General features: G+C 68.0%; 20 protein-coding genes and 1 tRNA gene. 13 read left to right on the forward strand and 8 right to left on the reverse strand.

Annotated elements, in window-relative coordinates:
* On the forward strand, positions 1-229 hold a 229-nt coding region (locus ACVBEQ_RS27050), incomplete at its 5' end, for an alpha/beta hydrolase fold domain-containing protein (RefSeq protein ID WP_447156512.1).
* A 68-nt stretch (positions 230-297) separates the two neighbouring features.
* Here ACVBEQ_RS27050 and ACVBEQ_RS27055 read toward each other — a convergent pair.
* Positions 298-371, reverse strand: a tRNA-Leu gene (locus ACVBEQ_RS27055).
* Positions 372-583: 212 nt separating this feature from the next.
* Here ACVBEQ_RS27055 and ACVBEQ_RS27060 point away from each other — a divergent pair.
* The 6 genes from ACVBEQ_RS27060 to ACVBEQ_RS27085 all read left to right on the forward strand — a co-directional run bounded on the left by ACVBEQ_RS27060 (position 584) and on the right by ACVBEQ_RS27085 (position 6,963).
* Positions 584-1,168: an ANTAR domain-containing response regulator gene (locus ACVBEQ_RS27060; RefSeq protein ID WP_447156513.1), complete on the forward strand. Its 585-nt coding sequence runs from the start codon at positions 584-586 to the stop codon at positions 1,166-1,168.
* Positions 1,169-1,572: 404 nt separating this feature from the next.
* Positions 1,573-2,865, forward strand: a complete 1,293-nt coding sequence (locus ACVBEQ_RS27065) for a branched-chain amino acid ABC transporter substrate-binding protein (RefSeq protein WP_447156514.1) — start codon at positions 1,573-1,575, stop codon at positions 2,863-2,865.
* 178 nt (positions 2,866-3,043) lie between these two features.
* Positions 3,044-4,045, forward strand: coding sequence for a branched-chain amino acid ABC transporter permease (locus ACVBEQ_RS27070; RefSeq protein ID WP_447156531.1), 1,002 nt, complete (start codon positions 3,044-3,046; stop codon positions 4,043-4,045).
* Entirely contained in the window at positions 4,042-5,250 is a 1,209-nt protein-coding gene (locus ACVBEQ_RS27075) for a branched-chain amino acid ABC transporter permease (protein ID WP_447156515.1), read from the forward strand. Before ACVBEQ_RS27070 ends, ACVBEQ_RS27075 begins: the two co-directional genes overlap by 4 nt.
* Positions 5,247-6,257 carry an ABC transporter ATP-binding protein gene (locus ACVBEQ_RS27080; protein ID WP_447156516.1) on the forward strand — a complete coding sequence of 337 codons (1,011 nt, stop codon included), beginning with the start codon at positions 5,247-5,249 and terminating at the stop codon, positions 6,255-6,257. The genes ACVBEQ_RS27075 and ACVBEQ_RS27080 overlap by 4 nt, the downstream gene beginning before the upstream one ends.
* Positions 6,244-6,963, forward strand: a complete 720-nt coding sequence (locus tag ACVBEQ_RS27085; RefSeq protein WP_447156517.1) for an ABC transporter ATP-binding protein — start codon at positions 6,244-6,246, stop codon at positions 6,961-6,963. Before ACVBEQ_RS27080 ends, ACVBEQ_RS27085 begins: the two co-directional genes overlap by 14 nt.
* 133 nt (positions 6,964-7,096) lie before the next feature.
* Here ACVBEQ_RS27085 and ACVBEQ_RS27090 read toward each other — a convergent pair whose 3' ends face one another.
* Together ACVBEQ_RS27090 and ACVBEQ_RS27095 are read right to left on the reverse strand one after the other, a co-directional pair.
* On the reverse strand, positions 7,097-7,969 hold the full coding sequence (locus tag ACVBEQ_RS27090) for a hypothetical protein (RefSeq protein ID WP_447156518.1): 873 nt from the start codon (positions 7,967-7,969) through the stop codon (positions 7,097-7,099).
* Positions 7,970-8,209: 240 nt separating this feature from the next.
* Positions 8,210-8,674 (reverse strand): hotdog fold thioesterase, encoded by a 465-nt coding sequence (locus ACVBEQ_RS27095; protein ID WP_447156519.1) that lies wholly within the window; start codon positions 8,672-8,674, stop codon positions 8,210-8,212.
* A 133-nt stretch (positions 8,675-8,807) separates the two neighbouring features.
* Between ACVBEQ_RS27095 and polA the strand changes: the two genes are divergently transcribed.
* Positions 8,808-11,594, forward strand: coding sequence for a DNA polymerase I (polA, locus tag ACVBEQ_RS27100; protein ID WP_447156520.1), 2,787 nt, complete (start codon positions 8,808-8,810; stop codon positions 11,592-11,594).
* Between the two features lie 24 nt (positions 11,595-11,618).
* Positions 11,619-11,999: a DUF805 domain-containing protein gene (locus tag ACVBEQ_RS27105; RefSeq protein ID WP_447156521.1), complete on the forward strand. Its 381-nt coding sequence runs from the start codon at positions 11,619-11,621 to the stop codon at positions 11,997-11,999.
* A gap of 111 nt (positions 12,000-12,110) precedes the next feature.
* Here ACVBEQ_RS27105 and ACVBEQ_RS27110 read toward each other — a convergent pair whose 3' ends face one another.
* On the reverse strand, positions 12,111-12,947 hold the full coding sequence (locus ACVBEQ_RS27110; protein WP_447156522.1) for a class I SAM-dependent methyltransferase: 837 nt from the start codon (positions 12,945-12,947) through the stop codon (positions 12,111-12,113).
* A 379-nt stretch (positions 12,948-13,326) separates the two neighbouring features.
* Between ACVBEQ_RS27110 and rpsA the strand changes: the two genes are divergently transcribed.
* On the forward strand, positions 13,327-14,784 hold the full coding sequence (rpsA, locus tag ACVBEQ_RS27115) for a 30S ribosomal protein S1 (protein ID WP_447156523.1): 1,458 nt from the start codon (positions 13,327-13,329) through the stop codon (positions 14,782-14,784).
* Between the two features lie 169 nt (positions 14,785-14,953).
* Complete coding sequence (locus tag ACVBEQ_RS27120; RefSeq protein ID WP_447156524.1) at positions 14,954-15,664, forward strand: hypothetical protein; 711 nt, start codon at positions 14,954-14,956, stop codon at positions 15,662-15,664.
* Between the two features lie 49 nt (positions 15,665-15,713).
* Here the strand turns inward: ACVBEQ_RS27120 and ACVBEQ_RS27125 are convergent, their stop codons facing one another.
* Positions 15,714-15,917, reverse strand: a complete 204-nt coding sequence (locus ACVBEQ_RS27125; protein WP_447156525.1) for a hypothetical protein — start codon at positions 15,915-15,917, stop codon at positions 15,714-15,716.
* Positions 15,918-16,106: 189 nt separating this feature from the next.
* Between ACVBEQ_RS27125 and coaE the strand changes: the two genes are divergently transcribed.
* Both coaE and uvrB read left to right on the forward strand, forming a co-directional pair.
* A complete protein-coding gene (gene coaE / locus ACVBEQ_RS27130) occupies positions 16,107-17,312 on the forward strand; it encodes a dephospho-CoA kinase (RefSeq protein ID WP_447156526.1) in 1,206 nt (401 codons plus the stop codon).
* 58 nt (positions 17,313-17,370) lie between these two features.
* Positions 17,371-19,557: an excinuclease ABC subunit UvrB gene (gene uvrB / locus ACVBEQ_RS27135; protein ID WP_447156527.1), complete on the forward strand. Its 2,187-nt coding sequence runs from the start codon at positions 17,371-17,373 to the stop codon at positions 19,555-19,557.
* A 20-nt stretch (positions 19,558-19,577) separates the two neighbouring features.
* Here the strand turns inward: uvrB and ACVBEQ_RS27140 are convergent, their stop codons facing one another.
* The 3 genes from ACVBEQ_RS27140 to ACVBEQ_RS27150 form a co-directional block, all read right to left on the reverse strand.
* Positions 19,578-20,159 carry a hypothetical protein gene (locus ACVBEQ_RS27140; RefSeq protein ID WP_447156528.1) on the reverse strand — a complete coding sequence of 194 codons (582 nt, stop codon included), beginning with the start codon at positions 20,157-20,159 and terminating at the stop codon, positions 19,578-19,580.
* Between the two features lie 154 nt (positions 20,160-20,313).
* Positions 20,314-21,237 (reverse strand): ABC transporter permease, encoded by a 924-nt coding sequence (locus ACVBEQ_RS27145; RefSeq protein ID WP_447156529.1) that lies wholly within the window; start codon positions 21,235-21,237, stop codon positions 20,314-20,316.
* On the reverse strand, positions 21,234-24,272 hold a 3,039-nt coding region (locus tag ACVBEQ_RS27150), incomplete at its 5' end, for an alpha/beta fold hydrolase (protein ID WP_447156530.1). The genes ACVBEQ_RS27150 and ACVBEQ_RS27145, both read right to left, overlap by 4 nt.

Consider the following 24,272-nt stretch of genomic DNA (forward strand, 5'->3'; position numbering starts at 1 on the left):
CTACCTGGTGACCGGCGGATTCGACCCGCTGCGGGACGAGGGTGAGTTGTTCGGACGTCGGCTGGCGGACTCCGGTGTTCGGGTCGCCCAGCGCCGGGAGCCCGATTTGATCCACGGATTCGCCAACCTGCTCGGGATCTCGGTGCGTTGTCGGGAATCGGTCGCCCACGCGGCGGGGGCGCTGCGGGCCGGGCTCACGCTGGCCGACGAGCGACGGGCGAGCGAGTAACCGCTGGGCTGCGAACCGCCCCTGGCCACAGCCGCTGACGCCTCCCGAACGAACGCGGCCGATCGGTGTGCCCCCGGTGAGACTCGAACTCACACTGTGCGGGATTTGAATCCGCTTCCTCTGCCAATTGGGATACGGGGGCAGACCCCGTCACCGGGGCAGGAGCAATCTTAGACGGCTGCCGGACTGCCTCTCGGCAACGGCGGCGACAACGATGTCGGTTCCGTCCCGAAGTGACCGTTCAGATCACACGAGGCACACCATGGACGTAGCCTTCGGGACACATTGCCCCGTTACGCTGACGCCGGGACCAATGGCCGATCCGCGGCCATCGGCATGGCTGGAGAGGTGCCGATGACGACTCCGAGACGAGTGCTCATCGCCGAAGACGAGGCTTTGATCAGGCTGGACCTGGCAGAAATGTTGTCCGAAGAGGGTTTCGAGGTCGTCGGCCAGGCGGCCGACGGGGAGCAGGCCGTCGCGATGGCGGTCGATCTGCGGCCGGACCTGGTCATTCTCGACGTGAAGATGCCCAAACGCGACGGAATCGACGCGGCCGGGGAGATCGTCGCCGAACAGATCGCGCCGGTCGTCATCCTGACCGCCTTCTCCCAACGCGACCTGATCGAGCGAGCACGCGACGCCGGGGCCATGGCCTATCTGGTCAAGCCGTTCTCTAAGGCTGATCTGTTGCCTGCCATCGAACTGGCGGTGGCCCGCTATGCCGAGACGGCTGCGCTGCGCGCGGAGGTCGCCGACATCACCCAGCGGCTCGAGGCGCGGAAGATCATCGACCGGGCGAAGGGTCTGCTGATGACGCATCAGAAGATGACGGAGCCGGAGGCGTTCCGCTGGATACAACGGACAGCGATGGACCGCCGGACGTCAATGCAGGCGGTGGCCGGCGCCGTGCTCGAGGGGCTGGCAGCCAAAAGCTGATCCCGACTCGCCGTCCTGTAACGGTTCGGTATGGCGAGCATGTAAACAATTGTCCGGTTCGTACGGTTGAGCTGTTGACCTGCAGGGTATTCACCCGCAGAACCTCTGTTGAACCGGAGGATCTGCGGGTGATTCTGCGCTTGGGCAAAGATTTGCCGGGTCTTCTCTTCGACGGTGCGTGACGGTGTGTGACCGATCCGTGATCGGTGCAGGTCAGGGGTGCGCGGGCGAGGGCACCCGAGCCAGAATCGCCGTGCTTGTGACCGGCGCGTCGCGTTTTGGTTACGAGCCCTCGCAAATGCGTGGGCCTACGCCATCCGTGGGATAGGTTCCCGGGCGTGTCCGGCGTCGTCGGCACGACCGGTAAGCAAATACCCGGTCACAAGAATCCTCGGAGGTGGCCTGTGCATCGACGTTCGATGCGACCCGCCCTCGTCCTGGTGGCCATCGCCACCCTGACGCTGGCGGCATGTGGTTCCAAGTCCAATGACAGCTCAACGACTTCGTCGGCGGCACCCGCGGCCAGTGGTGCTTCGTCGGCGGCTTCCGGTAGTGCTGATGCCTCCGGCAGCGCGTCGGCCGCCCCCGGTGGTCTGACCATCACGCCGCTCAAGCAGATCACCCCCGAGGGAACCGACGTCCCCGCCGCCAGCGCCACCACCCCGGTCCTGCCGGCCGGAGACGGCAAGGCGAAGTGCGCCGCTGGTCAGAACATCGCCATGGCCGGCGCGCTCACCGGCCCGAACGCCGCGCTCGGTATCAACATCCTCAACGGCGCACAGCTGGCCGTCGATCAGTTCAACGAGGCCAACCCGGACTGCCAGCTCGCGATCAAGCAGTTCGACACCGAGGGCGACCCGCAGAAGGCCACCCAGGTTGCGCCGCAGATCGTGGGCGACGCCTCGGTCATCGGCCTGCTCGGCCCGGCATTCTCCGGCGAGACCAAGGCAACCGGCCCGATCTTCAACCAGGCAGGACTGGTGTCGGTCACCGCGTCGGCCACCAACCCGGGCCTGACGACCAACGGCTGGACCAACTTCTTCCGTGGTCTGGGCAACGACAACTCGCAGGGCGGCGCCACCGCCAACTACCTGAAGGGCGAGAAGGGCTTCACCAAGGTCTGTGTCGTCCAGGACAACACCGACTACGGCGTCGGCCTTGCCGAGGTCGTCACCGAGACCCTCGCCGATGCCGCCGACGGCAACTGCGCCGTCAAGGTGAAGAGCGGTGACAAGGACTTCTCCGCCGGTATTCAGCTGATCAAGGGTGAGTCCCCGGATGCCGTCTACTACGCGGGTTACTACGCCGAGGCCGCTCCGTTTGTCCAGCAGCTGCGGGACGCGGGCGTCACCGCGCAGTTCGTCTCCGGTGACGGCGTCAATGATCCGCAGTTCGTCGACCAGGCGGGCGAAGCTTCCAAGGACGCCATCCTGACCTGCCCGTGCGGGCCGGCTCCGGAAGATTTCGCCGCGCAGTACGAAGCGGCGTTCAACATCGCGCCCGGCGTCTACTCCGTGGACGCGTACGACCTGGCCACGATCATGCTCACCGGCATCGCCTCCGGTGATGTCACCGATCGCGCCAGCATGATCGAGTACTTCAAGACCTACGACGGTGAAGGTCTTGCGAAGTCCTACAAGTGGGATTCCAGCGGCGAGCTCGCCGTTGCGAACCCGTGGCTGTACCAGGTTCAGTAACCCCTCCGCCGCGAGTCCGTCCGGCGACCGGATCCACACCTGTCGGTGTGGTCCGGTCGCCGGGTGGCCGCGGCGCCGTCATGCTGTCCACCACCGCACGCGCTCTGTTTGAGCTGGCCGGCCATTGAAGGAGCACGATGTGATGGGTAGTTGGGTGGACGCGAGCAATGTCCTCGCGATGGCGCCGATCAATTTCAACACCGGCGCACTGGTCACCAATTTCTGGCAGTTGACCATCGACGGCCTGGCCTACGGCGCGATCTACGCGCTGGTCGCCGTCGGATACACCCTCGTCTACGGCGTGCTGCGACTGATCAACTTCGCGCACTCCGAGATCTTCATGCTGGGCATGTTCGGCCAGTACGCGGTGCTGCTGGCGCTCGGTTTCTCGCCGAGCGGCAACGTGTACAGCGAGGGCGTGGTGATGACCATCGTCTACCTCGGGCTCGCATTGATCGGCGGTATGGCGGTCTCCGGTGGAGCCGCTGTCGCCCTCGAGCGCATCGCCTACCGGCCGCTACGAAAACGCAACGCACCGTCCCTTGTCTTCCTGATCACCGCCATCGGCGCGTCCTTCGTGATCCAGGAGTTCGTGCACTACATCCTTCCGCAGCTGACCGACAACGAGCTTGGCGGCGTGAACGCGCAGATCCCAATCCGGTTGGTCGCACCGGAGGAGGTGTTCGGGTTCCTCGGCGCATCGGTCACCAACATCACCCTGATCATCGTCATCTCCGCGTTCATCCTGGCGCTCGGCACCGACACCTTCGTGAACCGCACCAAGTTCGGGCGGGGCATCCGAGCAGTCGCCCAGGACCCGACAACAGCGACGCTGATGGGTATCTCGCGCGAGCGGGTCATCATGCTGACGTTCCTGCTCGGCGGCCTGCTGGCCGGCGCCGCCGCTCTGCTCTACACACTGCGAGTGCCGAACGGGATCATCTACTCCGGCGGATTCATCCTGGGCATCAAGGCGTTCGCCGCCGCCGTCCTCGGCGGTATCGGCAACCTGCGCGGCGCCCTCCTCGGCGGGCTCATCCTCGGGGTCATGGAGAACTACGGTCAGGTCCTCTTCGGCACCGGATGGCGTGACGTCGTCGCGTTCGTCCTGCTCATCGGCATCCTGATGTTCCGCCCGACCGGCATTCTCGGCGAGACCCTGGGGAGGGCGCGGGTATGAGCACAGCCTTCAAGGACCGCCCCAAGGGCGGTGTCGGCGACGGATTCCGCAGCTGGTGGAACGCGCTGGCGCGGCCCACCCAGTGGCTGGTCGGCGTTCCGTTCATCGCCTTGCTGGCACTGTTGCCGCTGCTGAACATCCCGCTGCTGACCACCGAGGGCACCAACTTCGGGTCGGTCATGGCGCAGTTCGGGATGTACGCGCTGATCGCCGTCGGCCTCAATGTGGTCGTCGGCCAGGCGGGCCTGCTGGACCTGGGCTACGTCGGCTTTTACGCCGTCGGTGCCTACACCGTCGCCCTGCTCACCAGCCCGGACAGCCCTTGGAACCAGACCGGTCCGGACGGCTGGCTGTCGAAGGACTGGGCGTGGCTCGCAGTCCTGCCGATCGCCATGGCGATCACCGCACTGTCCGGTCTGCTGCTGGGCTCACCGACGCTCCGGCTGCGCGGGGACTACCTGGCGATCGTCACGCTCGGCTTCGGCGAGATCGTCCGGCTGCTGGCCGACAACCTCGAGGAGATCACCGGGGGCGGCCGCGGCCTGTCGCAGGTGGCCTATCCGCGGATCGGTGTCACCGATGATTTCCCGCTCGGCGTGTTCTCGGCCGGCAACGTCGGCAAGACGCTGAACGCCGGCGTGTGGTGGTACTGGGTGTCGCTGTTCCTGATCATCGTCGTGCTGCTGTTCGTCGGAAACCTGGAGCGGTCGCGCGTCGGCCGGGCCTGGGTGGCCATCCGGGAGGACGAAGACGCGGCCGAGATCATGGGCGTGCCGACGTTCAAGTTCAAGCTCTGGGCCTTCGTCATCGGCGCGATGATCGGCGGCATGTCCGGTGCGCTCTACGCCGGCCAGGTGCAATTCGTGGTGCCGACCAACTTCAACGTCATCAACTCGGTGCTCTTCCTGTGTGCCGTGGTGCTCGGCGGCCAGGGCAACAAATTGGGCGTCATACTGGGTGCCTTCATCATCGTGTACCTGCCGAACTTCTTCCTCGGACGGACGGAGATCCTCGGCATCCCGGTCAACGGTGACGACATCGCCGAGTACAAGTACCTGTTCTTCGGAGTCGCGCTGATGGTGTTGATGATCTTCCGGCCGCAGGGCCTGATACCGGTCCGGCAGAAGCTGCTGACCTACGGCCGTGAGCTGTACGTCGCGGCCCGCCGGCGCCGGGCCACCGAGCAGCCGGAGGTGACCAAATGAGCCGTGACGATTCCGATTCGCTGCACGATCCGGGTGCAGTCGGCGCGGGCGCCGAGGTCGGCGAGGAATATCGGCACATGTCGGAGGAGGCGTTCGGCGAGGGCCCCGTCGGCCCGATGATCCTCGACGAGTCGGTGGTCGTCGACGTCTCGGACGTGAAGCCCGAGCTGGCCGATCCCGAGGTCGTCGCCGAGATCGTCGCGCCCACCCGGGAGATCGACACCCCGCTCGGCAAACCACTTGTCGAGCTCCGAGACGTCACCGTCCGCTTCGGCGGGCTGGTCGCTCTGGACAGCGTCACGTTCGACATCAACCGTGGCGAGATCCTCGGCCTGATCGGCCCCAACGGCGCCGGCAAGACGACCTGCTTCAACGCCATGACGGGCGTCTACCGGCCGACCTCGGGCACGGTGACGTTCGACAACCAGGTGCTGGGGAAGCTGAAGCGGAACCAGATCACCCGGCTCGGCATCGCCCGCACGTTCCAGAACATCCGGTTGTTCTCCGAGATGACCGCGCTCGAGAACGTGGTCGTCGGCACGGACGCCCGGCACAAGACGTCCGTCCCCGGGGCGACCTTCCGCGTCCCCCGCCACCGCCACGAGGAACGGGACGCCATCGATCGCGGCATGGCCCTGCTGGAGTTCGTCGGCATCGGCGCACGGGCCACCGAGAAGTCCAGGAACCTGCCGTACGGCGATCAGCGCCGGCTGGAGATCGCCCGGGCGCTGGCCACCGAACCGAAGCTGCTGTGCCTGGACGAACCGGCCGCCGGCTTCAACCCCGCCGAGAAGGCCGCCCTGATGGACCTGATCCGCAAGATCAGGTCCGACGGATACACGGTGCTGCTGATCGAGCACGACATGCGCCTGGTGATGGGCGTGACAGACCGCATTGTGGTGCTGGAGTTCGGCAAGAAGATCGCCGAGGGCCTGCCCACCGAGATCCGCGACAATCCCGCCGTGGTGGCTGCCTACCTGGGGGTTCCCGACGATGCCACTGCTTGAGATCCGCGACATGACCGTCGGCTACGGCCGGATCGAGGCGCTGCACGGCATCTCGCTGTCCGTGGAGGACGGCGAGCTCGTGACGTTGATCGGTGCCAACGGCGCCGGCAAGACGACCACCATGCGGGCCATCTCCGGGATCCGGCCGCTGACCCGCGGAACGATCATGTTCGACGGCCAGGACATCACCAAGATGAAGGCGCACCTGCGGGTGCTGGCCGGCATCGTGCAAGCTCCTGAGGGCCGCGGCGTCTTCCCGGGAATGACCGTCCAGGAGAACCTGGACATGGGTCACTACGGGCGGAAGTTCAAGACCAAGGCGGAGTACCGGGCCACCCTGGACCGGGTGCTGGAGCTGTTCCCGCGGCTCGAGGAACGCCGCGACCAACTGGGCGGGACCCTCTCCGGCGGTGAGCAGCAGATGGTCGCCATCGGCCGGGCGATGATGGCCCGCCCGCGGGTGCTGCTGCTGGACGAGCCGTCGATGGGACTGGCGCCGATGATGATCCAGCAGATCTTCCGGATCGTCTCCGAGATCAACGCCACCGGCGTGACGATCCTGCTGGTCGAGCAGAACGCCCAGCAGGCCCTGTCCCGCTCCGACCGCGCCTACATCCTGGAGACCGGCGAGGTCGTCAAGTCCGGCCCCGGCCCCGAGCTCCTGGCCGACCCGTCGATCAAAGAGGCCTACCTGGGCGTGGCGTAGCCCGCGCCATGTTCCGTTGTTGATCATGGCAAAACTCGCAGCTTTCGGCCTCGACGCGCCGCGTTGAGTGCGATCTTTGCCATGATCAACTAGCGCTCGCGAGCGAAATCTGTGGGCGACGTGCAGCTGACGCTCAGGCAAGCATGCGCCGGAGCGCATCGATCAGCGGCTCCGGTCTGACGTAGACGTCGTTCGCCGTCGCGTAGAGAACAGTCCAGCCGGCGTCAGTCAGTTCGTTGTGCCGTCGGCGGTCCTTGCCGAGCGAGCCATCGCCGGAATGGAAGTCCTCGCCGTCGTACTCGAGACCAACCCGTCGCTGTCGCCAACCCAAATCGAGACGACGTGAGCCACCCGCCGCGAGCGGCACCACAATCTGGAGTTCCGGCGCCGGTAACGAGGCTTGATGAACCCGAAAGCGGGTCCGAGACTCCATCGCCGATTCCGACAGCCCGTCGGCCAGTGCAGCCCATCGCCGAACCGCGATGACCCCGCGTCGACGATGCGCTCGGTCGACCGCATCGATCAGGTCGCCTGGAGTCACCGCACGGCAAGCGAGCGCCGCGTCCAGCACTGCGAGGACATCGATCTCCCGCGAGGAACAAGCCACGTCGATGGCCGTGTCGGCGGCGTTGGTCACCCATAGCCCCTGCCGCAGAACCGAAGCACTGCGCGGAACCGTCTGGTGCAGTATGACGCCGCGGCGCTGACGGAGGGACCTACCGTCAGCGGTCGTCACGTGCAGGAGGCCGTCGTCGATGACGCCGAAGCCGTGCAGCGCAGCGGCGGTGCGATGACAGGCGACCAATTCACATCCGACAGAGACCTGTAACGCCTGCAGGCGGCAGCGCAGGTCGATGTCGGTACCGACGTAGACCCCTCGCCAAGGGTGGCCGACCAAGCCGGAAGCGACCGCCGATGCCATGCCGCGCCATCCAAGGATCGGCTGTATTTGCTGCGTTGTGCGGAGAGTCCCGCTGTTGAAGGTGACGGGACGATCGTTGGCCATCGCGCAACGCTGTCCGCGACGAGCGGTGTCCACCCGGGCACCGTGGCGGATGTGGATGGTTTCGCGATGGCGGGACAAATCCGCAGGGTGAGTGCCGGACGAGGCGGTGAGGCGGCGGCCGGTGCGGGTTGATCATGGCAAAACTCGCACCAAAGGGCCTCGACACGCCGGCATCTGTGCGAGTTTCGCCATGATCATCGGGAGATACGACTGCCGCATGAGCAGCGGCAAAACAAGCGGTCAGCCGGGGAGGTCGCGGAGCAGCACCGACAGGCGGGCAGTGCAGATGCGGCGATCCTGGTCGTCGGTGATGGAGATCTCGAACGTGCACAGGGTCCGGCCCAGTGAAATCGGTACGGACACCGCGGTGACGATCCCGTCGGCGGCCGAGCGGTGGTGGCTGCAGCTCAGCTCGATGCCCAGCGGAGCCTTGCCGTCACCGACCAGCGCCCCGTGGAAGGAACCCATCGTCTCCGCTAGGGCCGCGCTCGCCCCGCCGTGCAGCAGCCCGAACGGCTGCCGGTTGCCGGCCACCGGCATCGTCGCGACCACCCGTTCGCGGGTGAACTCAATCAGCTCGATGCCCATGTTCTCGGCGAGTTCGCCGCGCATTCCGCGCACGATCTCGAGGACTGCCTGCGGGTCGGCCGGCTGGGGCAGGGCCGCGAGGGCGCGCATGCCTGCGGGACCGGGCGGTGGCGTCATCGGGTCTCCAACGTTGTTCCGGGAAAGGGTCGTGCGGCCGGCTCGCGACGCACGACCCGAGTGAACCGGGACGCCGGCCGTGCGGACATCCGGCGAATCTTCAGTGTCGGACCCTGACCCTAGACTCGGGCCCGTGAGTCCAACGACGACAGGTACCCGTTCCCGCAGCACCACCGCCCGAGGTGCCACCGGCCGGGGCGGTTCCGGCGCGGCAACGGCGCCGGTGGAGGCACCGACCGGGCCTGTGTTGCTGCTGCTGGACGGCCATTCGATCGCCTACCGGGCTTTCCACGCGCTGCCGGCCGAGAACTTCTCCACGACCACCGGACAGTTCACCAACGCGGTCTACGGGTTCACCTCGATGTTGATCAACCTGCTGCGGGACGAGCGGCCAACGCATGTCGCGGTGGCGTTCGACCTCTCCCGGCAGACCTGGCGTCGCGAGGAATTCGTCGAGTACAAAGCGAACCGGTCCGCGTCGCCGTCGGAGTTCAACGGTCAGGTCGAGCTGATCAAGGAGGTGCTGGGGGCACTGCGGATCCCGACCGTCACCGCCGAGAACTACGAGGCCGACGACGTCATCGCGACGCTCACCATGCGGGCGGTCGCCGAAGGCATGGCGGTTCGCATCTGTACCGGCGATCGTGATGCGCTGCAACTGGTTTCCGACGACGTGACCGTTCTCTACCCGAAACGGGGCGTGTCCGAGCTGACCCGGTTCACGCCGGAGGAGGTCGAAGCCAAGTACGGACTGACGCCCCTGCAGTACCCCGATTACGCGGCGCTGCGCGGCGACCCGTCCGACAACCTGCCGGGGATCCCGGGGGTGGGGGAGAAGACGGCCGCCAAGTGGATCCGCGACTTCGGCAGCCTCACCACCCTGACCGATCGGGTCGACGAGGTCCGCGGCAAGGTCGGTGACGCTCTGCGGGAGAACCTGTCCAATGTGCTGATGAACCGCCGGCTCACCGAACTGGTCCGGGAGGTGCCGATCGACGCCGACCCGGCCACCGACTTCCCGGCGGTGCCCTACGACCGTGAAGCAGTCCATCGGATCTTCGACGACCTGCAGTTCCGGGTGCTGCGGGAGCGGCTGCTGGAGACCTTCGTCCAAGAGGACGCAACCAGCACCGAAGGATTCGAGGTCGCCGGCGCCAGGCTCGCCCCCGGTGCCGTCCGCGGCTGGTTGGCCGAGCACGCCACCGGACGGGTCGGGATCTACGTCCGGGGCACCTGGGCCCCCGGGGGTGGAGACGTGCACACCCTCGCGTTGGCGGCGGCAGACGGCGCGGCCGCGGTGGTGGATGCCGTCGGTGCCGATCCGGATGACGAGGCCGCATTGGCGGAGTGGTTCGCCGACCCGACGCCGACCAAGGTGAGCCACGACCTGAAACCTGCGATCAACGCCCTGACCCAGCACGGCTGGCCGGTGGACGGCGTCGCCTGCGACACCGCGCTCGCGGCGTACCTCGCCCGGCCGGGCCAGGCGACCTTCGACCTGCACGACCTGGTCCAGCGTTACCTGCACCGGAGTCTGGACCCGGACCACAGCGTCAATTCCGAGCAGCAGTTGTCGCTCATCCCCGACGAGGACGCGACCACCGAGCGCGATGTCGACACCCGGGACATGGTGAAGGCGCGGGCGATCATCGACCTCGCCGACGCGCTGGAGAAGCACCTGGAGTCCCTCGGTCAGGGCTCACTGCTGGCCGACATGGAGCTCCCGGTCATGACGGTGCTCGGCATCATGGAGCGCGACGGCATCGCGGTTGACGTCGAGTACCTGGACGACCTGCAGTCCACCTTCGCAGCCGAGGCGGAGATCGCCGCGAAGGCGGCATACGCGGAGATCGGCAAGGAGGTCAACCTCGGCTCCCCGAAGCAGCTCCAGGTGGTGCTGTTCGACGAGCTGGGCATGCCGAAGACCAAGCGGACGAAGACTGGTTACACCACCGACGCCGACGCATTGGCGAACCTGCACGAGCAGACCGGCCACCCGTTCCTGACGCACCTGCTGCGGCACCGGGACGTCACGCGGCTGAAGACCACCGTCGAGGGGCTCCGCAAGTCGGTCAGCGACGACGGCAGGATCCACACCACCTATCAGCAGACGGTCGCCGCCACCGGCCGGCTCTCGAGCACCGAGCCGAACCTGCAGAACATCCCGATCCGCACCGATGAAGGACGGCAGATCCGGCGTGCGTTCGTCGCCGGGCCGGCCGCCGAGACGCTGCTGACGGCGGACTACTCGCAAATCGAGATGCGCATCATGGCAACGCTTTCCGAGGATGCCGGGCTCATCGATGCGTTCAACTCCGGTGAGGATCTGCACACCGCGGTGGCGGTCAGGGCCTTCGGTGTGCCGGCGGAGCAGGTCACCCCCGAACTGCGTCGGCGCATCAAGGCGATGTCCTACGGGCTGGCCTACGGACTGTCGGCGTTCGGGCTGTCGGGGCAGTTGAAGATCTCCGTCGAGGAGGCCCGGGAACAGATGGAGGCCTACTTCGCCCGGTTCGGCGGCGTCCGGGACTACTTGCGCCGGACCGTCGCCCAGGCCAGGACCGACGGCTACACCGAGACCGTGTTCGGCCGGCGGCGTTACGTCCCGGACCTGACCAGCGACAACCGGCAGAAGCGGGAAATGGCAGAACGAGCCGCTCTCAACGCCCCGATCCAGGGAAGTGCCGCGGACATCATCAAGGTCGCGATGCTCAACGTGCAGCGGCGGATCGAACGCGAAGGACTGCGGTCGCGGATGCTGCTGCAGGTGCACGACGAGCTGGTCTGCGAGGTCGTCGTCGGCGAGACGGACGCCATGACGGCGGTGCTCCGGGAGGAAATGGCCGGCGCCTACCCCCTCGCGGTGCCGCTCGAGGTCTCCGTCGGGTCCGGGCCGAATTGGGACTCGGCGGCACACTGAGGGCGTTTCGCACCGGACTGCCGCTTGTCCGTTACGCTCCGTGCATCGCTGGCCATCGGCGCCGGCCCGCACACGCAAGGCGGCTTCGACATGGACAACAGTGCGCTCAACACCACGGGTGTGGTGGTCGCAGTCATCGCTGGAATTGTCATCTGGCTCGTTTTCATCATCGCGTACATCAAGATCATCACCAAGGCTGGTTACTCAGGGTGGTGGGTGCTGATCCTGCTTGTCCCGATCGCCAACATCGTGATGCTGCTGGTCTTTTCGTACAAGGAATGGCCGATCCAACGAGAACTGGCCGAACTGCGCGGCTGGGCAAACCAGATTCAGCGTGGCCAGCAGGGACAGCCCGGTGCGGGCCAGCAAGGCTACGGCCAACAGGGTTACGGCCAGCAGGGCTGACCACCCGCTTCGCCGCCGCGGCTGGCCACCGGTTCGACCGCGCGGGCTGACCAAAGCTTCACCGCCCGGGCTGACCGGGCGGCCAGCGCAGGCAACGAACCGCTGCCGGGCTCAGCCGGGCAGCCGGCTCACGAAGATGGCGGTCCCGGGAAAGATCTCACCCCGCTCCGGTGACCACTGACCCCAGACACCGGTGAAACCCTCCGGCCACTCGGGCTCGATGACGTCCTCCACGACGAACCCGGCAGCGACCAGTTCCCGGATCCGGTCGCCCATCGTCCGGTGGTGTTCGACGTAAGCGGGCACACCGTCCTCGTCCACCTCGACATACGGCGATCTGTCGAAGTACGACTGGATGGCCGTCAGGCCGGCCGGGCCGGGATCGTCCGGGAAAGCCCACCGCATGGGATGGGTCGCGGAGAACACCCATCGGCCGCCCGGCCGCAGCACACGGGCCACCTCCCGCATCGCCGCCGCAGAGTCAGCGACGAACGGGATGGCGCCGAACGCGGAGAACGCGATGTCGAACGCCGCGTCCACGAACGGCAGCTCGCAGACATCGGCCAGCACCAGGGGGACCGTCACGCCGGTGCGGTCGGCTGCGGCCTGAGCATAACCCAGCATCCCGGCCGACAGGTCGAAGGCGACCACCGTGGCACCGGCGTCGGCGAGGTAGCGGGCACACGGCGCGGACCCGCAGCCGACTTCCAAGATGCGACGTCCGGTGACGTCGCCGAGCAGCTGGACGTGGGCCTCGCGCAGGTTCTCCGGGCACCAGACCAGGTCGACGTCGCCCAGGAATTCACCGTGTTCGGCGTGGTACGCGGCAGCGTCGGCATCCCACCACCGCCGGTTGGCCGCCCTGGAAAGCTGTTGGTCCGCGCCGCGCTTCCGCGGCCGGGTCGGCCCGATGGGCGGGGGAGCGTTGACGGATTCCGGAGGCGGCACGGCACCATGGTGACACCCGCCGCGGAACCCCGGTTTCGCGCTCTCCGGCACCGTGCCCGAGCCTTGCGCAGAACCGTCCTCGAGCCCTGCCAACCGGCCCGTGATGGGCGGTCCGCAGCCGTTTACCCGATCGGGTGGTGATGGCGTAGTCTGGAGTGCGCGCTGTGGGTCTGTGCTGTCTCGGTATGGAGCAGGCCGCACTCGTCCGGCCAACCGCACTTCTGGCTCGGCGCACCGTCAGCATCGCCTCACCCAGGGCGTCGTCATCGGTCGCCCGGATGAAATCTGCCCACCGCGTGCCGACCGTCCGGACCTGCTGTCACACCCACCACGGATGATGCCAGGTTCTCACCAGCCCACCTCCGGAGTACCCCACCACATGTCCACCCCTACCGTCACCGCCCCGCAGGTCGCGATCAACGACATCGGGTCGGCTGAGGATTTCCTCGCGGCCATCGATCTGACCATCAAGTACTTCAACGATGGCGACATCGTCGAGGGCACGATCGTCAAGGTCGACCGCGACGAGGTCCTGCTCGACATCGGCTACAAGACCGAGGGCGTCATCCCCTCGCGCGAGCTGTCCATCAAGCACGATGTCGATCCGAGCGAGGTCGTCTCGATCGGCGAGCACGTCGAGGCTCTTGTCCTCCAGAAGGAGGACAAGGAAGGCCGCCTCATCCTGTCCAAGAAGCGGGCTCAGTACGAGCGCGCCTGGGGCACGATCGAGAAGATCAAGGAAGAGGACGGCGTCGTCTCCGGCACCGTCATCGAGGTCGTCAAGGGCGGCCTCATCCTCGACATCGGGCTGCGCGGCTTCCTGCCCGCCTCCCTCGTCGAGATGCGCCGCGTCCGCGACCTGCAGCCGTACGTCGGCCGCCAGCTCGACGCGAAGATCATCGAGCTCGACAAGAACCGCAACAACGTGGTGCTGTCTCGCCGTCAGTGGCTGGAGCAGACCCAGTCCGAGGTGCGCAGCGAGTTCCTCAACCAGCTGGGCAAGGGCCAGGTCCGCAAGGGCGTTGTCTCCTCGATCGTCAACTTCGGTGCGTTCGTCGATCTCGGCGGCGTCGACGGCCTGGTGCACGTCTCCGAGCTGTCCTGGAAGCACATCGACCACCCGAGCGAGGTTGTCGAGGTCGGCCAGGAGGTCACCGTCGAGGTCCTCGACGTCGATATGGACCGCGAGCGCGTCTCGCTGTCGCTGAAGGCGACGCAGGAGGATCCGTGGCGTCACTTCGCCCGGACCCACGCCATCGGCCAGGTCGTCCCCGGCAAGGTCACCAAGCTGGTTCCGTTCGGCGCCTTCGTCCGCGTCTACGACGGCATCGAGGGCCTGGTGCACATCTCCGAGCTGGCCGGCCGGCACGTGGAGATCCCCGAGCAGGTCGTCACGGTGGACGACGAGATCTTCGTCCGGGTCATCGACATCGACCTCGAGCGTCGGCGGATCTCGCTGTCGCTCAAGCAGGCGAACGAGGGCATCACCACCGAGACCGAGTTCGACGAGGTGCGTGCGCAGTACGGCGTGGTCGACCATTACGACGAGTCCGGCAACTTCGTGCCGCCGGAGGGCTTCGACGTCGAGAGTGGCGAATGGCTCGAAGGCTTCGACACCCAGCGCGAGGCGTGGGAGAAGCAGTACTCCGAGGCGCACTCGGTGTACGAATCCCACCTCAAGCAGATCGCGGCGGCCGTTGTGGCCGACGCGGAGGCTGCCGAGCCGAGCAACTACTCGTCCGGCACCGCTGCACCGGCGGATCCCGAGACCCCGTCCGGCTCGTTGGTGAACGACGAGCAGCTGGCCGCCCTCCGGGAGCGTCTGGCCGGGAGCTGACGCTCCGCCGCTGATCTCGCCGCCATGGTGGCGTGATCGGCACCAGTTCCAGGTCCACGGGGCCGTCACCGATCAGGTGACGGCCCCGTTGGCATTTTGTGACCTGACACGCCGTGGGACGCGCGGCGTTCTGGCTCTGCGCGACCACGGCGGACATTACGGTGAACGCATGCGACGTCACCGTATGGTCGGGGCGGCTGTGGCCGCCGCACTGCTGCTGATTTCCGGATGTGGATCGGACACCGCGGGCGAACGGCGGACCGTCACGGCCGTTGTCACGGTGTCGAGCGGCGCCCCGGGGTCCGGTGCGAGCGGTGCGCCGGCCAGTGGCAGCAGTGCCGCCGGGTCGGCCACGGCCTCGTCCTCGGCACCGGTGTCGTCGGCACCGAGTTCGACGAAGCCGGCGCCGTTCAAGAAGGTCGATCCGCTCAAGGTCGACTGCGCGGCCATCCTGAGTCCCGGCGACGTCAAGAAGATCTTCAAGACCGACATCCCCAACGACCGGCTCAAGATCACCGTGGCGGAGCTCAACACCGATGCCGGCCAGACCGGCCGGATCCGGTGCCTCTACGGCCTCAGCGGGGACAAGAAGAGCGGTGCCTTCTCGATGGCGCTCACCAAGTACACCGACGCCGCCGCTGCCCAGGCCCAGGTCGACGTCACCGTGCAGAACGAGACCGACAACAACGCCAAGATCTCCGAGGTGACCGTCAGCGGGTACCCGGCGACGGTGGCGATCCGCGACGGCGGGCTGATCATCATGCCGTACGACGACTGGACACTGGCGATCGCGACATCCGCCAAGGTCTCACCGGCCGCGCTGGAGAAGGGTCTCCCGGTGCTGGCGGAAGCGGCCCTCGCGCGGGTGCTGAAAGGCTGAGCCCGGCCGGGCGCCGGCGGGACACGCCGCCAGGACCGCGCCGCCGGGGCTAGACCGCTGCCGGAACGGCCCGGGCGGTCCTGGTGCCCGCGACCTTGGCGACCGCCCGGCGGTGCTTCCCGGGCCGGAACCAGGCGAAGAAGCCGCGCCGTACGACGGTGGCCAGCACGCCCACCGGGATGAGGCCGGGTCGGCCCAGCCGGTGCCTGCCACCCTCGAGCTGGACGACCCTGGCGGTGCTGACTGCGGTCACGGTGTTCCTCGATTCGGTCCTGAGTCGCAGCCCGGGCGCAGTGGGCGCCGTGCCCGGGAAGGCTGACTCTGCTCGATCAGACGCTACGTGCCAGGCTGTGCGGCGAACCGGAACCGCGGCGCGTGTCGGCCCGAAGGATCGTCACACCCCATCACCAGCGCGGCAGGTCGACAGAGACGGGGACGTGAAGTGATCACCATCGCGGTAACCGGCGGTATTGGGTCCGGCAAGTCGACGGTCGCGGCCGAGCTGCGGGACCTGGGCGCCGTCGTCATCGACTCCGATGTGTTGGCAAAGGAAGTCGTGGCCCCGGGCTCAGCCGGTCTTGCTGCCGTGGCGGCAGAGTTCGGCAGCGGGGTGGTCGCCGCTGACGGGTCGTTGGATCGTGCCGCCCTGGCCGCGGTGGTGTTCTCCGATCACGGGGCGCGGGCCCGCCTGGAGGGCATCACGCACCCGTTGGTGCGGGCCAGGTTCGCCCAGTTGCGGGATGCCGCAGCGACGGATGCCGTGGTCGTCAACGACATTCCGCTGCTGACCACTCCCGCCGCCGCGGCCGCATTCCACCTGGTGGTCGGAGTCCGCGCCGACCCGGAGCTCAGGGTGCAGCGGCTGGTCGCCAGGGGGCTGACCGAGCGGGATGCGCGGGCGAGGATGGACGCGCAGCTCAGCGACGACGAACGGGCTGCGCTCTGCGACGTCATGCTGCTCAATCACGGCGAACGCGGCGAGCTGGCGGCTGCGGTGCGCCGCCTGTGGACCGACCGGCTGCTGCCCTTCGAGAGGAACACCAGGGCCGGGCGGAGGGCGCCGTGCGGCGGGCCGGCGCTGGTGGAGCCCCGCGAATCCTGGGCGGCCGACGCGCGCCGACTGGCTGCCCGGGTTTCGGCGGCGGCCGACGGCAACAGGGTCGACCACATCGGCTCGACCGCTATCCCCGGCCTGCCGGCCAAGGACGTTATCGACCTGCAGTTGACCGTCCCGGATCTGAACTCGGCGTACCGGCTCGCGCCCCGGCTGGCGGCCGCGGGCTTCCCGGCAGCCGCGGGCTTCGAGCAGGACACCCCGCACGGTGGGAATCCGGATCCGGCCGACGATGCGGCGGCGCGGTGGGTCAAGAGATTGCACGGGAACGCCGATCCGGGTCGAAGTCTCACCCTCCACGTGAGGGTGAGAGATGCGCCGAACTGGCGATGGGCATTGGTGTTCCGGGACTGGCTCACCACCGAGCCAACAGTCGCGGCCGAGTACCTGGCGGTCAAACGGGCTGCTGCCGAAGTGCATTCCGTCGACGGCAGCACGGACGGGTATGCGATCGCGAAGGAGCCGTGGCTGGACGCCGCCTACCAGCGCGGACGTGCCTGGGCGGCGCGGACGGGGTGGTCACCGGGTCCCTGACGGGGGCCGGAGGCGCCGGAGAAAAGTGACTGTCGGACCCTCCGCGTACCGTGGACACGTGGCTTTCGCAACCGAACATCCTGTCATCGCGGTCTCCGAGCACCGGCCCGTCGGTGACATCCCGCGCTCCACCGGGCGCTTCGAAGTGGTCAGTGATTACTCGCCGTCCGGCGACCAGCCGACGGCCATCGAGGAGCTCGAACAGCGGCTGAAGGCGGGGGAGAAGGACGTCGTCCTGCTCGGCGCGACCGGCACCGGCAAGTCGGCCACCACGGCCTGGCTGATCGAGAAGGTACAGCGGCCGACGCTGGTGATGGCGCCGAACAAGACGCTCGCCGCACAGCTCGCGAACGAGCTCCGAGAGCTGTTCCCGCACAACGCCGTCGAGTACTTCGTCTCCTACTACGACTACTACCAGCCGGAGGCGTACGTCCCGCAGACGGACACCTACATCGAGAAGGACTCGTCGATCAACTCGGACGTCGAACGGCTGCGGCACTCCGCCACGATGTCCCTGCTGTCCCGCCGGGACGTGATCGTGGTGGCGTCGGTCTCCTGCATCTACGGCCTGGGTACGCCGCAGTCCTACATGGACCGCTCGCTGCCCGTGGCCGTCGGCGACAACGTCGACCGGGATACGTTGCTGCGCGCGCTGGTCGAGATCCAGTACTCCCGCAACGACGTGTCGTTCACCCGCGGGTCGTTCCGGGTCCGCGGCGACACCGTGGAGATCATCCCGGCGTACGAGGAACTCGCCATCCGGATCGAGTTCTTCGGTGACGAGATCGAGCGGCTGTACTACCTGCACCCGTTGACCGGCGATGTGGTCCGTGAGGTTCCGTCGCTGCGGATCTTTCCTGCGACGCACTACGTGGCAGGGCCGGAGCGCATGGAGAAGGCGATCGCGGCCATCGAGCAGGAACTGGCCGAACGGCTGGCCGAGATGGAGAAGCAGGGCAAGCTGCTGGAGGCGCAACGCCTTCGCATGCGCACCAGCTACGACATCGAGATGATGCGCCAGGTCGGGTTCTGCAACGGCATCGAGAACTATTCGCGGCACATCGACGGCCGGCCGCAGGGGTCTGCGCCGGCCACCCTGATCGATTATTTCCCCGAGGATTTCCTCATGGTGATCGACGAGTCGCACGTCACCGTGCCGCAGATCGGTGCCATGCACGAAGGAGACGCGTCCCGGAAGCGGACCCTGGTGGACCACGGGTTCCGGCTGCCCTCGGCACTGGACAACCGGCCGCTCACCTGGGAGGAGTTCGCCAGCCGGATCGGCCAGACGGTGTACCTCTCGGCGACCCCGGGTCCGTACGAGATGGGCCGCGCGCACGGCGAGTTCGTCGAGCAGGTCATCCGGCCGACCGGTCTGGTCGACCCGGAGATCGTCGTCAAGCCGACCCGCGGCCAGATCGACGACCTGATCGGCGAGATCCGGCAGCGCACGGCGTCCAACGAGCGCGTGCTCGTCACCACCCTGACCAAGAAGATGTCCGAGGACCTGACGGACTACCTGCTGGAACTCGGTATCAGGGTGCGGTACTTGCACTCCGAGGTGGATACCCTGCGCCGAGTGGAGTTGCTGCGGGAACTCCGGATGGGCGAGTACGACGTGCTCGTCGGGATCAACCTGCTCCGCGAGGGTCTCGACCTGCCCGAGGTCTCGCTCGTCGCCATCCTCGACGCGGACAAGGAAGGTTTCCTGCGGTCAGAGACCTCCCTCATCCAGACCATCGGCCGCGCCGCCCGGAACGTCAACGGGCAGGTGCACATGTACGCGGACAAGATCACCCCGTCGATGGCACGGGCGATCGACGAGACGACCCGGCGGCGGCAGAAGCAGCGGGACTACAACCTCGCCAATGGCATCGACCCGACCCCGTTGCGGAAGAAGATCAACGACATCCTGGAGCGCGTCTACGCCGAGGCCGAGGATTCGGTGGAGGGCGCGTCACCGATCCGGCAGGGCGGATCGGGCCGCAACTCCTCCCGGGGCCGGAAGGCGGCCGGGGAGAAGGGTCCCGGACGGTCGACGTCGGGCGTGTACGCCGGGCACAACACCGTGGGCATGGCGCGGAACGAACTGGCCGACCTCGTCCAGCAACTCACCGACCAGATGATGAGTGCGGCCCGGGATCTCCAGTTCGAGCTGGCCGGTCGGCTGCGTGACGAGATCCAGGAACTCAAGAGGGAGATCCGCGACATGGACTCGGCCGGGGTGGTGGCCGCCGTTCGGTGATGCGGTGAACGCCGTGCCGGTCAGTCGCCGATGATCCGCAATGCCAGGGCGGCGACGCCGGCCATCGTCTGGTGGAACAGCGGGCCGGCGGGCGAGCGGGCGGTCACCAGGGCCTCGTGGACGCCGCCGCGCGAGCTCAGCACGTTGCCCTGGTAGTACGTCTCGTACGGCGCGCCGGCAACCTCGCAGACGGCGTTCAGCGTGAGTTCCTCGCGCTTCGGCGACCCGTGCAGGGCGGCCTGTTCGGCGCGGAACCTGGACTGCAGAACCGGAAAGACCGCTCGGGGGTCGTCGATCGGGTTCAACCGGACTGTTGTGCTGCTGCCGCTCTCGAAGAACAGGCACCAAGCGGCGTCACCGTTGCGGCGCGATTGCTGGCGGGGAATCAGCGACGGTGTCTGGTCGTGGTCCAACTGCTCGACACGCACCACCCGGTACCCGAGGTAGCTCCCCAGCAGCTGCGGGCTCACCGCGCGCAGCCCGTCCTGATGACCCACGGGCACAACCGGCACCGCTGCCAGGTCGAGGAGGCGGGCAGCAGCGCGTACCGGGCGGGTGGCCGGCGGCCGACCCACGATGACGTTCTTCCATCGATCCCACATGTTCGGGCCTACCTGACCTGGGAGGACACCGGAGCGGCATTCCGACTGACAGGAAATTTACCCAACAGTGGGTGAGAAGGCACATCCGCTGACCGGGCGAGTCAGATGTTACGACGGTCCGGGACCGATTACTCACCCTTTCGGGTGCGCGTGGTCAGCTGGTGATGTCCTTGCGCCGGAACCGCAGCACCGCCAGGGTGGCGAACAGGACCGCGTAGGCCAGGCTGGCGAAGCCGCCGCGGATCATGTCGTCCCACCGGATGGGATCGACCAGCGCGCCCGTCCACGCGAACGAGTAGTGCGTCGGCAACCAGTTGCGGATGTCCCCGAGCGCGTCGATCTGGTTGAGGATCTGAGACAGGATGGAGATCAGCACCGCACCGCCGACGGCACCGAGCGGTGCGTCGGTCGACACGCTCAGCAACAGCGCCAGTCCGGCCACCCAGGTCAGTTGGACCGCCACATATACGACGATGACGCCCAGCCTGAGCAGGCCTTCGGCGAAGGTGAACTGCTCGCCGACCGGGGTCGACAGCGGATTCCAGCCGTAGGCGAACCCGCCGATGATCAGCGCGGTGACCGGCAGGATCAGCAGGGCGAGCAGCGACAGTAGGCCTGCGACCAGCACCTTCTGCCGGATCAGCCGGATCCTGGGGACCGGCATGGCCAGCAGGTAGCGCAGCGAGGACCACGACGCCTCCGAGGCGATGGTGTCGCCGAAGAACAGCGAGATCACCACGATCAGCAGGAAGCTGGCCGAGAAGAACAGCGAGACCATCGCGAAGTTGATGGACCCCGACGTCGCCAGATCGACCAGTGACACGGCGCCGCGGCCGCCGTTGTTGGTGCCGAAGGCGAACGAGATGACCAGGATGACCGGCAGGATCGCCATGAATCCCAGCGCGAGCTGGGTGCGCCGGCGGCGGAGTTGGCGACTCAACTCCACCCTGACCGGCAACGTCCGGCCGGCGGAGAAACCGGCCGGAGTGCCGTCCTCGGCCACCGGTACGGACGCCGTCACCGAGCTCATGGCGGCCACCGCGGCGTCAGCCGAGTGGTCGTGGTGCACCGGGCTCATTCCGTGCCTCCCTGTTGTGCGCTGCTGCCGACGGGAGTGCGCGGACCCGGCTCGGTGCTGTCCCCGGACAGGGGCGACCCCGCCGGCGTTGATCCATCGGGCCGGTGTGCGTCATCCGATCGGGTCGTACCGGCGGCGAGGCCGGATCCGCCGCTGTCCGGCGGCTGGTCCGCGCCGGCGGCGACGTCGCCACCCGAGGCACCGATCAGCGCCAGGAACACGTCCTCCAGCCGGTTGCGCGGGGCGGCCGACGACACGGCCACACCGGCCGACACCAGGGAACCGACGGCGTCGGACGGGGCGACCTTGCCGAGATCCGCCTGCACTCCTGATTCGGTCAGTTCGACGTCGTCGGCCATGGTCCGCAGCACGGCGGCGGCGGCCTCCTGGTCGTCGACGGTGAACACCATCTCGCCGGAGGTCGACACCAGGTCGGCGACGGTGCCGGCGGCGATCGTCCTGCCCAGGTGGACGACGACGACATGGCTGCAGGTCTGCTCGACCTCCGACAGCAGATGGCTGGAGACCAGCACGGTCCGCCCGGTGGCCGCGTAACGGCGCAGCACCTCGCGCATGGCGTGGATCTGGGGCGGGTCCAGGCCGTTGGTGGGTTCGTCGAGCAACAGCAGGTCGGGCAGACCCAGCATGGCCTGGGCGATGGCGAGTCGCTGACGCATGCCCTGCGAGTAGGTGCGGACCTTGCGGTTGACGGCGTTGCCCAGCCCGGCGATCTCCAGGGCCTTGCTCATGTGGGCGTCGGCGGCGGGCCGGCCGGTCGCCTTCCAGTACAGGTCGAGGTTGTCCTTGCCGGACAGATGCGGCAGGAAGCCGGATCCTTCGACGAAACTGCCGATGCGGGAAAGGATCTCGGAGCCGGGGCGGATCTTGTGGCCGAAGACCCTGATCTCCCCCTCGGTCGGTGCGATCAGTCCCATCACCATCCGCAGGGTGGTGGTCTTACCGGCGCCGTTCGGTCCGAGCAGGCCGAGCACCTGACCGGCCTGCACCGTGAAGCTGACGTCGGTGACCGCCTTGACGCCGCCCGGGTAGGACTTCCCCAGACCGGTGATCGACAGCGGGACGCCGACCAGTGCCGGGTCGACGTCCGACCGGCGGGCGCGGACCCGACCGCCGAAGACCAGACCCAACAGCGCGACCAGGGCGAGCAGGCCGAGCCCGATCAGCTGGCCCACCGGGATCTCCGACGCGGAGACGCGCACACCGTCGACCTCGGGGGTGCTGACGGCGTTGGCGGCGCCGGTTCCCTGCAGGGCGCCGCCGTCCGCCAGGGCGATCCGGTAGGCGGCGGGCGCGGTGGGACCGGCGAAGGCCTGGTCGGTGGTCGCCATGGCGACCTCGATGGTGGATCCGGATTCCACCTGCAGCGCGGTCGCCGGCAGGTTGACGGTCACCGTCACCGGGCTCCCGTCGTCCGGCAGGTCGGTCAGCCTGATCGGGGCCACCGCGCCGCCGGCGAGGGTCCGGGTGCCGCCCTCGGAGACCTTCGCGAGCGACCCGTAGAGCACGGCACCGGTCTCCGCGGCCGAGCTGCCGCCCGCGCCCTCCACACTGCCGGGGATCGGCACCTTGCTGATGGACAGGGCGACCCGCGGGGTCCCGGTGATCACCGTGAGCTCGTCGAACGGCTGCGAGGAGAAGCGTGCCGTCTGGCCGGGGAGGCCGCCGGCGAACGTCGACAGCGCGGTCGACGCGAGGCCGGACAGCCCCGGCAGGCTGGAGATGGAGGCCGGTGAGGCGCCCGGGGGATTGACCGCGAACTGCGGATCGCCGGTCAGCGTGATCGGTGCACGGTCGGTGCTGGTGCCGGCGGCCAGACCCGGGTAGGTCGGCGCCTCCAGGGTCCGGCTGCGGGCCGACCCGGTATCCGAGATCGGGCCGTCCACGGTGTACCGGAACGAGTTCGACGGAACCGGTCCGTCGCCGGCCAGGTAGTGCTGGAACCAGCCGGTGATCCGGTCCCGGGTGGCCGTGTCCGGGCTGCCGCCGTCGTGGCCGCCGTTGTACCAGGTGACGGCGACCGTGGCGCCGTTCGCGGCGATCGCCCGCGCATTGGCGTCGGCCTCGCTGAGCGGGAACAAGGTGTCCCGCTCACCCTGGACGATCAGCGTTGGTGCCGTGATGTCACCGACAACCGACTTGGGGCTCGACTTCTCCAGCAACGTGGAGAACTGCTCGGTGATCCGACCGGTCTGCGCGGCCAGGGCGTACCCGGCGCACAACTCCACCCGCATCCGGCCGCAGGTGGCCGAGAGGGCCGCGCCGGACTGCTGGCCGGACTGCTGGCCGGACGGGGCCGCCGCCGGCTCGCTGCCGGTGGTGGACTCGGTGTCCGGCGCCGGAGCCGCCGATGACGAGGAACTCGCCCCGCCGCGGCGCACGAAGCCGCTGTCCCCGCTGTCGCCCTGTGCGACGCCCGTCGGCGACGCGGACAGTGCCGCCCCGGTGGTGATCGATGCCATCAGCGTGGACGCCCAGAACTTCTTGAACACCCCGTCGTCGACGCCGGCCGCTGCCGCGGGGGTACCGGCCTCCAGATCGGCGGCCGTCGCCTGGGCATTGGGGAACAGCGACTGCTCGAGGTCGTTCCAGGTGATCAACGGTACGACGGCGTCGACCCGCGGGTCGGTCCCGGCCAGCATCAGCGACAGCGCGCCGCCGTAGGAAGCCCCGGTGACTCCCACCCGGGGGTCGCCCTCGCCGTCCTGGGTGACCTCGCGCTGATCGCTGAGCCAATCGACAATGGCTCGGGCGTCCGGGATCTCGTAATCGAGCGAGTCCAGGCCGATCTGTCCGGTGGAGGCCCCGAAGCCGCGCGCCGAGTAGGCCAGGACGACGAACCCGTCCCTGGCCATCTCCTGCGCGTCGGCGGCGACGGACCGCTTGGAGCCGCCGAATCCGTGCGCCATGATGACCGCCGGCGCCGGGGTCTGCTCCGGCAGGTACACCGTCGCGTCCAGTTGCACGATCGATTCGTGCTTGTCCGTGGTACTCGGCAACCGTGGGCTGAGTCGGAG

The organism is Nakamurella sp. GG22, from assembly GCF_052976845.2.

Coding starts and splice junctions, on each gene's coding strand:
- ACVBEQ_RS27095 (WP_447156519.1), bottom strand. CDS start 8,674: ATGACGCCACCGCCCGGTCCCGCAGGCATGCGCGCCCTCGCGGCCCTG.
- rpsA (WP_447156523.1), top strand. CDS start 13,327: ATGTCCACCCCTACCGTCACCGCCCCGCAGGTCGCGATCAACGACATC.
- ACVBEQ_RS27145 (WP_447156529.1), bottom strand. CDS start 21,237: ATGAGCCCGGTGCACCACGACCACTCGGCTGACGCCGCGGTGGCCGCC.
- ACVBEQ_RS27070 (WP_447156531.1), top strand. CDS start 3,044: ATGGCGCCGATCAATTTCAACACCGGCGCACTGGTCACCAATTTCTGG.
- ACVBEQ_RS27075 (WP_447156515.1), top strand. CDS start 4,042: ATGAGCACAGCCTTCAAGGACCGCCCCAAGGGCGGTGTCGGCGACGGA.
- ACVBEQ_RS27085 (WP_447156517.1), top strand. CDS start 6,244: ATGCCACTGCTTGAGATCCGCGACATGACCGTCGGCTACGGCCGGATC.
- ACVBEQ_RS27140 (WP_447156528.1), bottom strand. CDS start 20,159: ATGTGGGATCGATGGAAGAACGTCATCGTGGGTCGGCCGCCGGCCACC.
- ACVBEQ_RS27120 (WP_447156524.1), top strand. CDS start 14,954: ATGCGACGTCACCGTATGGTCGGGGCGGCTGTGGCCGCCGCACTGCTG.
- ACVBEQ_RS27060 (WP_447156513.1), top strand. CDS start 584: ATGACGACTCCGAGACGAGTGCTCATCGCCGAAGACGAGGCTTTGATC.
- ACVBEQ_RS27080 (WP_447156516.1), top strand. CDS start 5,247: ATGAGCCGTGACGATTCCGATTCGCTGCACGATCCGGGTGCAGTCGGC.
- ACVBEQ_RS27090 (WP_447156518.1), bottom strand. CDS start 7,969: ATGGCCAACGATCGTCCCGTCACCTTCAACAGCGGGACTCTCCGCACA.